General features: G+C 72.8%; 7 protein-coding genes. 5 read left to right on the top strand and 2 right to left on the bottom strand.

The genetic code is table 11. The features are described from left to right. Positions 1–3 precede the first annotated feature (3 nt). Entirely contained in the window at positions 4–753 is a 750-nt protein-coding gene (deoD, locus tag GCE65_RS01025; protein WP_153877070.1) for a purine-nucleoside phosphorylase, read from the bottom strand. 100 nt (positions 754–853) lie between these two features. On the opposite strand from deoD, the gene GCE65_RS01020 reads away from it, so the two are divergent. Genes GCE65_RS01020 through GCE65_RS01000 form a run of 5 tightly spaced genes read left to right on the top strand, consistent with a single transcriptional unit; the run spans position 854 to position 12675 of the window. Continuing rightward, entirely contained in the window at positions 854–5734 is a 4881-nt protein-coding gene (locus GCE65_RS01020) for an NAD-glutamate dehydrogenase (protein ID WP_153877069.1), read from the top strand. An 11-nt stretch (positions 5735–5745) separates the two neighbouring features. Then, positions 5746–8163, top strand: a complete 2418-nt coding sequence (gene treS / locus GCE65_RS01015) for a maltose alpha-D-glucosyltransferase (protein WP_153877068.1) — start codon at positions 5746–5748, stop codon at positions 8161–8163. A 4-nt stretch (positions 8164–8167) separates the two neighbouring features. Further along, complete coding sequence (locus tag GCE65_RS01010; protein ID WP_152817863.1) at positions 8168–8419, top strand: zinc-ribbon domain-containing protein; 252 nt, start codon at positions 8168–8170, stop codon at positions 8417–8419. A 51-nt stretch (positions 8420–8470) separates the two neighbouring features. Then, positions 8471–9538 carry an App1 family protein gene (locus GCE65_RS01005; protein ID WP_152817864.1) on the top strand — a complete coding sequence of 356 codons (1068 nt, stop codon included), beginning with the start codon at positions 8471–8473 and terminating at the stop codon, positions 9536–9538. A gap of 32 nt (positions 9539–9570) precedes the next feature. Further along, positions 9571–12675 carry a BTAD domain-containing putative transcriptional regulator gene (locus tag GCE65_RS01000; RefSeq protein WP_153877067.1) on the top strand — a complete coding sequence of 1035 codons (3105 nt, stop codon included), beginning with the start codon at positions 9571–9573 and terminating at the stop codon, positions 12673–12675. Here GCE65_RS01000 and GCE65_RS00995 read toward each other — a convergent pair. Beyond that, complete coding sequence (locus GCE65_RS00995) at positions 12650–13489, bottom strand: ABC transporter permease (protein WP_153877066.1); 840 nt, start codon at positions 13487–13489, stop codon at positions 12650–12652. The genes GCE65_RS01000 and GCE65_RS00995 overlap by 26 nt on opposite strands. Between the last annotated feature and the right edge of the window lie 2 nt (positions 13490–13491).

Raw genomic sequence — 13491 nt, 5'->3', positions numbered from 1 at the left:
GCCCTACGAGCCGCTCACGCTGAACGTCGGCGGCGCCTGATGCTGGCTGGCGAAGGCGGCGCTCAGTCCGATCTCGATCATCGCCGAGAAGGACTGCTCGCGCTCGGCGGAGGTGGTCTCCGCCCCCGTGACGAGGTGGTCGGACACGGTGCACACGGCCAGCGCCCGGGCCCCGTGCCCGGCGGCGATCGTGTAGAGGGCGCTCGCCTCCATCTCCACCCCGAGCACGCCGTAGTCGGCGAGCCGCTTCGGCAGCTCCGGGCGGGCCGGGTAGAAGGAGTCGGAGGAGTAGATGAGCCCGACGTGGGAACGCACCTCCGCCATCGCGTCGGCGGCGTCGGCGGCCGCACGCAGGAGGGAGAAGTCGGCCACGGGCGCGTAGTCGAGGCCGGAGAAGCGCAGCCGGTTCATCGCCGAATCCGTGCAGGCCCCGCTGGCGAGGACGACGTCGCGGATCTGCACGTCCTCGACCATCGAGCCGCAGGACCCGACCCGCACGAGGGTGCTCGCGCCGTAGTGCTCGATGAGCTCGGTGATGTAGATCGCCGCGGAGGGCTGGCCCATGCCGGTGCCCTGCACGGAGACCCGCCGCCCGTTCCACGTGCCGGTGAAGCCGTACATGCCGCGCACCTCGTTGTAGCAGGTGGCGTCGGTGAGGAAGGTCTCGGCGATCCACTTCGCGCGCATCGGGTCACCGGGCAGCAGGACGACGGGGGCGATGGCGCCCTCGGGCGCCCCGATGTGAGTGCTCATCGCCCCAGCATAGGCATCGACGGCCTCCCCCGGACGGGAAAACCCGCCCGACCCGCGGACCAAGCTGACAGCACGGCTCCCGATGGGTAACCCTGGAGGCATGAGTACCGATCTCGCCGCGCGCCGACGCGCCCTCCTCGCGGAGACCGAGCGTCTCGATCCGGGGCTGCACCCCCTGCTGGAGCAGGTCGTGGCCCACGTCGCGACCGAGGACCTCCTCGACCGCTCCCCCGCCGGGCTCGTCGGCGCCGCGGGATCCCTGCGCGAACTGGCCGCCCTCCGCCGGCCGGGCGAGGCCCTCGTGCACGTGTTCACCCCGACCGTGAGCGAGCACGGCTGGACCTCGCGGCGCACGATCGTCGACATCTGCATCGACGACGCCCCGTTCCTCGTCGACTCGATCACGGCGGCCGTCGTCGCGCTGGGCTGCTCGCTGCACCTGCTCGTGCACCCGATCCTCGACGTCGAGCGGGACGCGGGCGGGGAGCTGGTCCGGGTGCACCCGGGCCCCACCGAGCACACCCGGTCGGAGTCCTGGATGCATCTCGAGGTCTCACGCCTCACGACCGCTGCCCATCACGAGGAGGTCGGCGCGCGCATGCGCGCGGTGCTCGGCGACGTCCACGCCGCCGTGACCGACTGGCAGGCGATGCGCGCGGCCTGCCGTGACATCGTCACCGGCCTGCGCGCCGGCGCCCCGACCACGGTTCCGCCGGAGACGGTCGAGCCCACGATCGACTTCCTCGCGTGGCTCGCGAACGATCACTTCACCTTCCTCGGCTACCGCGAGTACGAGCTGACCGAGCGCGACGGCGAGGACGTGCTCGTGCCGGTGGCCGGCTCCGGCCTGGGGATCCTGCACGCGGAGTCGGCGGCGGTCGTGCACCTGCGCCCCGAGGCCCGCGCGAGCGCCCGCGCGGCCCGGCTCCTGACGATCACCAAGGCCAATTCGCGGGCGACGGTGCACCGCGACGCCTACCTCGACTACATCGGGGTGCGCACGTTCGACGCCGCGGGGAACGTGACCGGCGAGCGCCGCTTCCTCGGCCTGTTCACCTCGACGGCGTACGCCTCCTCGGTCACCGAGCTCCCGATCGTCGGGGCGAAGGTCGCCGAGATCCTCGCCCGCTCCCACCTCTCGCCCACCTCCCATTCGGGCAAGGACCTGCACCAGGTCCTCGAGAACTACCCGCGCGACGAGCTGTTCCAGGACTCCCTCGAGCACCTGGCGGCCGTCGCGGGCGAGGTGGTGCTGCTGACGGAGCGGCGCCGCCCGCGGGTGTTCCTGCGCCCCGACGAGTTCGGCCGCTTCGTCTCCGCGCTCGTGTACCTTCCGCGCGACCGGTACACGACCACGGTGCGCCTCGCGATCGAGGCGCTGCTGCGGCAGACGTTCGGTTCGGACGCGATCGATCACACGACGAAGGTGAGCGACGCCCCGCTCGCCCAGCTCCACTTCGTGGTCCGGCTCCCGAAGGGCACGCCGGTGCCCGACGTCGACGAGGGCGCCCTGAACGATCGCCTCGCCGCCGCGATCCGCACGTGGCAGGACCGGCTCGTCGATCACCTGCAGCACACGCTCGACGACGACGAGGCCGCCGCCGTCCTCAGCCGGTACGGGCGCGCGTTCCCCACCGCCTACACCGAGTTCACGGACGTGGCCGAAGCCGCCGCCGACATCACCCGGCTCGCCTCCCTCGAACGCGACTCGGACGTGCGCCTGCACCTGTACGCCCCCGCCGAGGGCGATCCGGGCTCCGCCGCCGGCGAGCTCGAGGACGGCGCAGCGCACCCGGGTGGGATGCGCCGGTTCAAGATGGTCACGTTCCGCGAGTACCCCCTGACCCAGGTGATGCCCGTGCTCACCGCGCTCGGGGTCGACGTCGTGGACGAGCGCCCCTATCGGCTCACGCTCGCCGACGGCACCACCCGGCACATCTCCGACTTCGGTCTCACCCTCCCCGCCGGCGCCGACCCGCAGCGGCCGGCCCGCTGGGGCGGGCAGGAGGAGGCCACGGCCTTCGAGGAGGCCTTCCGCGCGACGTGGACCGGCACGTGCGAGAACGACACCCTCAACTCGCTCGTGCTCACCGCGGGCCTCGGCTGGCGCGACATCGTGATCCTGCGGGCCCTCGGCCGCTACCTGCGCCAGGGCGGCACGGCGTTCTCGATGGAGTACATCGAGGTCGCCCTGCTCGCCAACGCCGCCCTCGCGGCCGGCATCGTGGCCCTCTTCCACACCCGCTTCGACCCCGACCTCGAGGGCGACCGCGAGTCGAGGAGGCAGCGTGAGGACGAGCTCGCGGCCGACCTGCACGAGCGCCTGGACGACGTCGCCAGCCTCGACCACGACCGGATCCTGCGGTCGCTGGTCGCCATCGTGCAGGCGACCTGGCGCACGAACTTCTATCGGGTGGACGCCTCCGGGCAGCGCCGGCCGTGGCTGTCGGCGAAGATCGACTGCACCCGGGTGCCGGGGCTGCCGAAGCCGCATCCGATGGCCGAGATCTGGGTGTACTCCCCGCAGCTCGAGGGCGTGCACCTGCGCTTCGGGGAGGTGGCCCGGGGCGGGCTCCGCTGGAGCGACCGGCGCGAGGACTTCCGCACCGAGGTGCTCGGGCTGGTCAAGGCGCAGATGGTCAAGAACGCGGTCATCGTCCCGACGGGGTCGAAGGGCGGCTTCGTGGCCAAGCAGCTGCCGCCCGCGAGCGACCGGGCCGCGTGGCTGGCCGAGGGGCGCAGCGCGTACGCCTCGTTCATCCGCGGCCTGCTCGACCTGACCGACAACCGGGTCGGGGACCGGGTCGAGCCGCCGGATCGGGTGGTGCGCCACGACGGCGACGACCCCTACCTCGTGGTGGCGGCGGACAAGGGCACCGCCTCCTTCTCCGATCTCGCGAACGAGATCTCCCGCTCCTACGACTACTGGCTCGACGACGCCTTCGCCTCCGGCGGCTCGGCCGGCTACGACCACAAGGGCATGGGGATCACCTCCCGGGGCGCCTGGGAGTCGGCGAAGCGCCATTTCCGCGAGCTCGACGTGGACATCCAGTCCGAGGACGTCACCGTGGTGGGGATCGGCGACATGAGCGGGGACGTGTTCGGCAACGGCATGCTGCGCTCGCGCCATCTCCGGCTCGTCGCGGCCTTCGACCACCGGCACGTGTTCCTCGACCCCGACCCCGATCCGGCGACCGGGTTCGCCGAACGGGAGCGGCTCTTCCACCTGCCCCGCTCCTCCTGGGACGACTACGACCGCTCCCTGCTCTCGGCGGGCGGCGGGATCCACCCCCGCACCGCCAAGTCCGTGCCGATCACGCCCGAGGTGCGCACGGCGCTCGGCATCGCGGACGACGTGGGCGAGCTGACGCCGTCCGAACTCATCCGGGCCTGCCTGCTCGCGCCGGTCGACCTGCTCTACAACGGCGGGATCGGCACCTATGTCAAGGCCCGGTCGGAGACCCATGCCCAGATCGGCGACCGGCTCGGCGACGCGGTGCGGGTCGACGGCGCCGACCTGCGCGCCCGTGTCGTGGTCGAGGGCGGGAACCTGGGGGTGAGCCAGCGCGGCCGGATCGAGGCGGCCCAGGCGGGGGTGCGGATCAACACCGACGCGATCGACAACTCCGCCGGCGTGGGCACCTCGGACAAGGAGGTGAACCTCAAGATCGGCTTCACCGAACTCGTGCGCTCGGGGGCGATGACCCTGACCGAGCGCAACGACCTGCTCGCCGCGATGACCGACGAGGTCGCCGCCCAGGTGCTCCGCGACAACTACGAGCAGAACGTGCTGCTCGGCAACTCGCGGGTGAACGCCGCCCGGATGCTGCCGCTGCATCAGCGGCTCATCCAGTCCCTCGAGGCCCGTGGCGACCTGGACCGATCCCTCGAGTTCCTGCCGGAGGACGCCGAGATCGCCACCCGGATCGACCACGGCCGGGGCCTCGAGCGCCCGGAGTTCGCGGTGCTCATGGCCTACGTCAAGCTCGCCCTCAAGGAGGATCTGGCGGCGACCGACATGGCGGCGGATCCGTGGTTCGCCGCCGCCCTGTCGTCGTATTTCCCCTCGGCGGTGCGGGAGCGGTTCGCCGGTCACCTCGCGGACCATCCGCTCCGCTCGCGGATCATCGTCAACGCGGTGGCCAATTCGATGATCAACCGCGGCGGGGTCTCCTTCCCGTACCGGGCCGCGGACGAGACCGGCGCCGGACCGGGCGAGATCGCGCGCGCGTTCGTCGCCGCCCGGGAGATCTTCTCGCTGACGGAGTTCACGGCCGCGGTCGAGGCCACGGACACGGTCGTGGCCACCGACGTGCAGACCCGGCTCTACCTCGACTTCCGGCGGGTCCTCGACCGGGCCTCGCGCTGGTTCCTGCACCACCGGGACCGGGTGCGGATCGGGGCGGAGGTCGAGGCGTTCGGCCCGGTGCTCACCGAGCTGCGCCCACGCATCGCCGACTTCCTGCGGGGCCGGGAGCTGGCCGAGTACACCGACGCGGTCGCCGCGTACCGGGCGGCGGGCGCGGACGCGGAGCTCGCCGAATGGGGTGCGGGGCTGCTCGCCTCCGTTCCGCTGCTCGACATCGCCGAGGCCGCGCGGGCCCACGGCCGGCCGGCGGCGACGGTGGCCCGCGTCTACTACGCGCTCGCGGATCGGGTCGGGTTCGCCGACCTGCTCGGCAAGGCGTCCTCGCTCCCGCTCGGGGACCGGTGGACGGCGCTGGCCCGCTCGGCGCTGCGGGACGACCTGTACGGGGTGATGATCGCGCTCACGGTCTCGGTGCTCGCGGGCGGCGCGATCCCGGCCGATGCCGAGGCCGACGCCGACGCCGTGACCGCCGCGATCGCCGACTGGCTCGAGGCCGGCGGCGTGACGAGCACGCGCGCGCTCGAATCTCTCGAGGCGATCGCGGCCGTGGATGAGCCCGGCATCGCCACGGTGTCGGTAGCGTTGAGGAAGCTGCGTTCGTTGACCCGCTGATATGGAGTGACATGACCGAGCACACCACCAGGAACGAACCCGAACCGCACACCGATTCCATCCCGGTTCCGGCTCCCGGGGTCGAGCTCCCCGAGGAACTCGCCGAGGCGGTGGAGACCGAGATCAGCTACGACGAGCAGTTCTATCCGGCCCGGCCGCGGTCGCTGCGTCCCCGGGCGCGGCGCCGGCACTCGTTCGCGGGGGATCTGCATCCGCCCTTCGACCCGGTCGCCTCGAACAAGGCGTACGTGGAATGGCTCGTGAACCAGTCGATGCTCCACGACGCCACCACCCTGAGCCGTCAGCTCTCCGGCCAGCCGGAGATGTGGTCGATGCCGTACGCGCGCCCCAACCCGCGCCGCGCGGTGGACACGGCCTCGGTGTGGTTCACCGCCTATCCCCTGAGCTTCATCACCCGGCCGGGGCAGTCGTTCCTGGCGGCCCTCGGCGGGGAGGACCTGTGGGACGCGTTCGCCCGGATCGGCATCCGCGCCATCCACACGGGACCGGTGAAGCTCGCCGGGGGGATCTCCGGCTGGTCCCCCACCCCGAGCATCGACGGCCACTTCGATCGCATCTCGCTGACGATCGACCCGCTGTTCGGCACGGAGGAGGACTTCCGGTCGATGCAGGAGGTCGCCGCGGCCCGCGGGGCCACGATCATCGACGACATCGTGCCCGGCCACACGGGCAAGGGCGCGGACTTCCTGCTCGCGCAGATGAACCACCACGACTACCCGGGGATCTACCACATGGTCTCGATCCCGCGGGAGGCCTGGTCGCTGCTGCCGGACGTGCCCGAGGGGCTCGACTCGGTCAACCTCGACCCGGGAACCGAGCAGCGGCTGAAGAAGGCCGGCTACATCATCGGCGAGCTCCAGCGGGTCATCTTCTACGAGCCCGGCGTCAAGGAGACGAACTGGTCGGCGACCCGGGAGATGCTCGGCACGGACGGGCAGACCCACCGGTGGGTGTACCTGCACTATTTCAAGGACGGTCAGCCGTCGATCAACTGGCTCGATCCGAGCTTCGCCGGGATGCGGCTGGTCATGGGGGACGCGCTGCACTCGCTGCTCGACCTGGGCGCGGGCGGGTTGCGGCTCGACGCGAACGGGTTCCTCGGCGTGGAGCGCGCGGAGGAGGACGACGAGGCGGAGGAGCAGGACGACGCGACCGCCCCCGCCTGGTCCGAGGGGCATCCGCTGTCCGTGGCCGCGAATCAGCTCATCGGGTCGATGGTGCGCAAGGTCGGCGGCTTCACCTTCCAGGAGCTCAACCTCACCGTGGACGCGATCCGGGCCACGTCGGTCTCCGGGCCGGACCTCTCCTACGACTTCATCACCCGGCCCGCCTATCACCACGCGTTCGCCACGGGGGACACCGAGTTCCTGCGGCTCACGCTGCACGAGGGGGTGAAGATCGGAATCGACCAGGCCTCGCTCGTGCACGCCCTGCAGAACCACGACGAGCTCACCTATGAACTCGTGCACTTCGCCACGGCCCATCGCGCCGACGAGTACACCTACCAGGGCCGCACCCTCCTCGGCGCGGAGCTCGGCGACCAGATCCGGGCCGAACTGCGCCATCACCTCACGGGTGAGGCCGGACCGTACAACGCCGTCTTCACGCAGAACGGCATCGCCTCGACCACCCTGTCGGTCGTGGCGGCGGCGCTCGGCTACCGGGACCTGGCCGAGATCACCGCCGACGACGTGCCGCGGCTGCGGGCGGGCCACCTCCTGCTGGCGGCCTACAACGCGCTCCAGCCGGGGGTGTTCGCGCTGTCCGGCTGGGATCTGGCGGGCATCCTCCCGCTCGACCACGGCGAGGTCGCCGACCTCATCCGGACCGGCGACACCCGCTGGATCGAGCGCGGCGCGCACGACCTCATGGATTGGAATCCCGCGGCGACCGAGTCCTCCGCGGGGATGCCGCGCGCCCGCTCCCTCTACGGCGCGCTGCCGCAGCAGCTGGAGGATCCGGACTCGTTCGCCAGCCGGCTCTCCTCGATGCTGCACCTGCGCGAGAGCCACGGGATCGCCACCGGCGCCCTGCTCGAGGTACCGGAGGTGGGCGACCCGGCACTCCTCGTGCTCGTGAACCGGCTGGCCGTGGGGGCGGTGCAGCTCTCGGTGTTCAACTTCTCCGAGCGGGAGCTGACCGTTCGGATCGCCTCGGAGCACCTGAGCGAGGGCCAGTGGATGAAGGACCTGGGCACGTGGCACCGCGCCGGGGACGTCGATGCGGCCGGCGGCTTCCTGCTCGAGCTCGGGCCCTTCGGATTCCGGGCCCTCATCGCCGAGGAGCCGGACGCTCCGGACGGAGGAGAGACAGGAGACACAGCGGACACAGCGGACACAGCGGACACTGGCGACACTGGCGACGTGACAGACACAGCGAGCGCTGCCTCCGACCGCGCCGTATCCTGATCCCGTGATCATTCTCGGCTCGAAGGGGTACCTGCGGATCCTGCGGACCCTGACCATGGTGTGCTGGAGCTGCCGGCAGGCCGCGCCGCACCGACTGATCGAGCACCTGACGAAGCTGACGCTGTTCTTCATCCCGACCGTGCCGGTCTCGCGCCGCTACCGCCTCGAGTGCGTCGGCTGCGGCGTGGCGCAGGATCTGGAGAAGCCGGTCGCCCGGCAGATCCTCCACGACGGTCGCGTGGCCCCGGCCTCGTAGCCCGGGGAGACGGGGTTCGTCCGTTCGGGCCGGACTCGGTAGCCTGCACACATGGCCGGTACCCACGTGGCAGCACGGATCGAGGACGGCGTCCACCGGCGCCTCACTCCCTACCTGCGCCGACGTGGCTGGCGCCCGCGCACCATCAGCTATACCGGCTACGGCAGCGAGAGCTTCGTGCGCGTCCTCGGCCGGGTGGTCCTCGGACGGCGGTTCGCCGCCGAGGCCAACGTGGAGCGGGCGAGCACGAGCGAGGAGCTGGCGCACGCGGTGTTCAACCAGCGGGGCTGGCGCTCCTACGTCACCGCCCCGGTCGGCTACATCCCGGTGACCATCCGGATCGGGGCGCGGGAGTTCCGCACGAAGACCGACCGCTCGGGCTATATCGACCACACGATCCGCGGCCACGACCTCGCACCGGGGTGGCACACGGTCGAGGTGCTCACCAAGGCCGCCGAGCCCGCGACCGCCCGGGTGCAGATCATCGGCGCGCGGGCACGCTTCGGACTCGTCTCGGACATCGACGACACGGTCATGATCACGTCCGTGCCGCGCCCGCTCATCGCGCTGTGGAACACGTTCGTGCGGCACGTGCGCGCGCGCCGGCTCGTGCCCGGGATGGCCCGGATGTACTCCGACCTCCTGGCCGAGCACCCCGGCGCCCCGGTGTTCTACCTCTCGACCGGGGCATGGAACATCACCCCGGCGCTCACCCACTCCCTCGCCGCCGGGGCCTACCCGGCCGGGCCGATGCTCATGACCGACTGGGGGCCCACGAACACGGGCTGGTTCCGGTCCGGTCAGGAGCACAAGCGCAATGCCCTGGGGCGCCTGCACCGCGAGTTCCCGGACATCTCCTGGGTGCTCATCGGCGACGACGGTCAGCACGATCCGATGATCTACCGCGAGTTCGCCGCCGACCACCCCGAGCATGTCTGCGCGATCGTCATCCGCGAGCTCACCCCCGGCCAGCAGGTGCTCGCCCACGGCACCCCGACCGCCAACCTCGACACCCTGTGGACCCCGCCGACCTCCGACGTGCCCGAGATCCACGGCGCCGACGGGGTGGCCCTCGGGCCGAGGCTCCGGGTGCTGCTCGCCGGGCGCACGGCCCCCTGAGGATCCCGGCCGCGGCGACCTAGACTGCGGGCGTGGAGATCAGGCTGCGAGTCGAGGGCGGGGTGTCCTGGCAGGGCCGCCCCGTGCCCGGGGACCGACTCCGCAGCCTGCTGACGGCGCTCGCCGCCGCGCATCCCGACGGCGCCGGCTCCGCAGCGCTCATCCGGGCGGTCTGGGGCGAGGACCTTCCGGCCCATCCCCTCAAGGCGCTGCAGATCCTCGTCTCGCGGGCCCGCGGCGCGACCGCACCGGAGGTGATCGAGCGGACCCCGGCGGGATACCGGCTCGGGCTGGCCCCCGGCTCGGTCGACGTGCTCGCCCGCGCCGAGCTCGCCCGCGCGGCCGATGCGGCCCTCACCGCCGGCGAGCCGGTCCGGGCGGGTGCACACGCCCGGGCCGCGCTGGCCCTGGGCCCCGAGCCGCGTGCCCGGCGCGTGCTGGCGCTGGCGGATTCGCGGCTGGGCCGGTTCGGACACGACCTCGAGGACCTCGAGGAGCTCGTGGCGGCCGAGCCGCGCGACGAGGAGCTGCAGGCCGCCCTCCTGCGCGAGCTGGCGGCGACCCGCGGCCCCGGCGCCGCGCTGGCCCGGTTCGAGGCGATCCGGCGCGGGCTGAGCGAGGACCTGGGAACCGGCCCCGGACCGGCGCTGCAGGCCGTCCACCGGGAGCTGCTCGCATCCGATCGGCCGGTGCGCTCCGGCGTCGCCCACGCCGCCACGAGCCTGCTCGGGCGCCGCGCGGATCTCGAGGCGGTGCGGGGGATGCTCACGACGGCCCGGCTCGTGTCGATCATCGGCACCGGCGGTCTCGGCAAGACCCGGCTGGCCCAGGAGATCGCGGCCACGAGCACCCGCCCGGCCGTACACGTCGTCGAGCTCGCCGGCGTCTCCGCGCCGGGGGAGGTCGCCGGGGCGGTCGCCACGGCCCTGAATATGCGCGAATCGGTCTCCCGTCCCGGCAGGCGCGGCCTGCCCGCGGACCTGCCGTCACGGGTGGCCGGGCAGCTCGAGGGCGCCCCGAGCCTCCTCGTGCTCGACAACTGCGAGCACGTCGCGGGTGCCGTCGCGGATCTCGTCGCGTTCCTGCTCTCACAGGTGCGAGACCTGCGGGTGCTCACGACCTCGCGGGCGCCGCTGCGGCTCACGGCCGAGCACGTCTATGCCCTCGGCGGCCTCGGCGCGGACGACGCCGCGCGGCTGTTCCGGGATCGCGCGACGGCGGTCCGGCCCGGCGCCGTCGTCGAGGAGTCCGACGTCGCGCTCCTGGTCGAGCGACTCGACGGCCTCCCGCTGGCGATCGAACTCGCGGCGGCGACGGTGCGGACGATGTCGGTGCCCCAGATCCTCGCGAGGCTGCCCGACCGATTCGCCCTGCTCCAGGGCGGGGACCGCAGTGCGCCCCGGCGGCACCGCACCCTCGAGGCGGTCATCGACTGGTCCTGGCAGCTCCTCGACGCCGGCGCGCAGGACGCGCTCGCGCGGCTGTCGGCCTGGCCCGACGGCTTCACCGCGGAGGCCGCGCAGTCGATGCTCGGTGCCGATGCGCCCGGTGCGGTCGCCGCGCTGGTCGACCAGTCCCTCCTCGGAATCGACGAGTCACGCGGGCTCCCGCGCTATCGCATGCTCGAGACCATCCGCGAGTACGGTGCCCGCCGCCTCGCCCGGGCGGGTCGCCACGCCGAGGCCCGCGCATCGGTGCGCGCATGGGCCGCGGGCGCCTGCCGTGAGTACCTGCGCGGCGTGTACGGGCCCGGGCAGCTCGATGTCCTCGATGCCCTCCACCGGGAGGAGGCGACGCTGGCCGACGTGCTCCGCGAGGCGTTCGAGCGCGGCGAGATGGACGTCGCGGTGCCGGTCTTCGCCGCCCTCGTCTCCTCCTGGCTCATCTGCGGCGAGCACCTCCGCATCGTCGACTCCTTCGGGCCCGTCGAACGGCTCCTCACCGGCAGATCGGTCCCGCCCGAGCTCGAGGAGGAGGCCCGGGCGGGGCTGTCGATCCTCGCCGTCACGTGGGCGATGTTGCCGGTCTCGAGCCCGCTGACGCAGACACACCGGGTGCTCGCGGACCTGCGGCGGCAGCCGGGCCGCGATCCGGTCGTCTCGGCCCTGACCCGCATCGCCGGACAGCTTGCGGATGCGCCCGGCCGGATGGCGCCCCTCGTGCCGATCCGGCTCCGGGGCCTCGCCGCCGACCCGGACCGGCTCACCGCCGTCGTCGCCGCGCCGTTCCTCGCGCTGCACCTCGAGAACGCGGGCGACCCCGCGGGCGCCGTCCACACGCTCGAGCGATCGCTCGGGCGGATGGCACCCGAGGATCCGCCGTGGCTGCTCGCGAACCACCACGCGATCCTGGCTCAGTTGCACGGCCAGCTCGGTCAGTTCGAGGCCAGCCGCGCGGAGGCCCGCCGGGCCCTGCCGGTGCTCGAGCGGCTCGGGGCCGTCGAGGACGTGCTCCAGTGCCGGGCGGTGATCGCCGCGGCCGCCCTCGCCGCGGGTGATCTGGCCGCGGCCGAGTCCGCGCTGCGGGAGATCGCCGCGCAGCAGCGCCGGGGCCGCGGGCTGGGCGCCCAGGTCGCCGTCCTGCTCGGCCTCGCGGAGATCTCCTACGCCCGGGGCGAGGTCTCGTCGGCACGGGCCCTCCTCGTCGAGGTGGGGCGACGCGGGGACGACGCGCGGGCCCTCTCCCTGCCCGCCCCGGACGGCCTCGATCCGTGGGCGTTGGTCACGCGCGCGGCCACGCTCGCGGTGCGCACCCGGCACGATCCCGACACCCCCGACGTCTGTCAAGACGCCTTCGACGACCTCGTGCGGCGGGCCCGGCGGGCGTCGGATCCGGTGCGCCGCGACTACGACTTCCCCGTGCTGGGGACCGTCTGCTTCGCCCTCGCCGCCGCCGGGATGCTGCACGACCGGCTCGAGCCGGTCGACGTCGCCGGACTGCTCGCCCTCGCGGACGCCTTCGGCTACAACAGGTTCCTCCCCTCGCTCGCCCGGGAGCCGCTCGCCGGCGCCGTGGCCGCGCGCGACCCGCTCGCGTTGCCCGCGGCCACGCGGGCCCTCGCCGGGCACCGGGGCGCGGACCTCGTGCCGCTCATGCACGAGCGGATCGGGCTCATCGCTCGCGCTGGTAGCTCCTGACCGACAGCGGGGCGAAGATCGCCACCACGACGGCGCAGCCGAGCAACGCCCACCCGACCTCGGCGGTGACGGAGCCGGTATTGGCCAGGTCCCGCACGGCCGAGACCACGTGCGAGATGGGGTTGACCCGGACGAATCCCTGGAGCCAGCCCGGCAGGGTGTCGACCGGAACGAACGCGTTCGAGAGGAACGTGAGCGGGAACAGGACCATCATCGAGATGCCCTGGACGCTCTGGGCGGACCGGGCGATGGTGCCGATATAGGTGAACGCCCACGAGAGCGACCACCCGGTGAGCACGACGAGCGCGAGCGCCGCGAGCACGCCGGCCGCGCCGCCGCCCGGGCGGTAGCCCATCGCCATGCCCGCGGCGAAGGTGAGCGACCCCGCGATCGCGTAACGGAGCAGGTCGGCGACCATCGGGCCGGCCAGGGGTGCGATCCGGGCGACCGGGAGGGAGCGGAAGCGGTCGAAGACTCCGGTGTCCATGTCCTCGCGCAGTTGCACCCCCGTGGCCATGCAGGCCGTCAGGCAGGTCATTGCTAGGATCCCCGGGATCATGATGGGCAGGTAGCTCGCCACGTCCCCGCTGATCGCCCCGCCGAAGATGAACGCGAACATCGCCGTGAACAGGAGCGGCTGAACGGTCACGTCCGAGAACTGCTCCGGGTTGCGGAACATCTTCTTGATCGCGCGGGAGGCGAATCCGAGGGTCTGGCTCCACGCGTCGGCCAGGCTCACGCGCGGGGGCAGCTCGGTGGGTACGGGCGGCCGGGTGCGTGCCGGGCCGGAATCGGTTGTCGTCAGGGTCGTCATGG

It is taken from the genome of Pseudactinotalea sp. HY158 (assembly GCF_009660225.1).
Classification (GTDB): Bacteria; Actinomycetota; Actinomycetes; order Actinomycetales; family Beutenbergiaceae; genus HY158.
The sequence above is the reverse complement of the archived record's forward strand: the minus strand, read 5'-3'. Positions and strand labels throughout refer to the sequence as shown.

Coding starts and splice junctions, on each gene's coding strand:
- GCE65_RS01020 (WP_153877069.1), top strand. CDS start 854: ATGAGTACCGATCTCGCCGCGCGCCGACGCGCCCTCCTCGCGGAGACC.
- GCE65_RS01005 (WP_152817864.1), top strand. CDS start 8,471: ATGGCCGGTACCCACGTGGCAGCACGGATCGAGGACGGCGTCCACCGG.
- deoD (WP_153877070.1), bottom strand. CDS start 753: ATGAGCACTCACATCGGGGCGCCCGAGGGCGCCATCGCCCCCGTCGTC.
- treS (WP_153877068.1), top strand. CDS start 5,746: ATGACCGAGCACACCACCAGGAACGAACCCGAACCGCACACCGATTCC.
- GCE65_RS00995 (WP_153877066.1), bottom strand. CDS start 13,489: ATGACGACCCTGACGACAACCGATTCCGGCCCGGCACGCACCCGGCCG.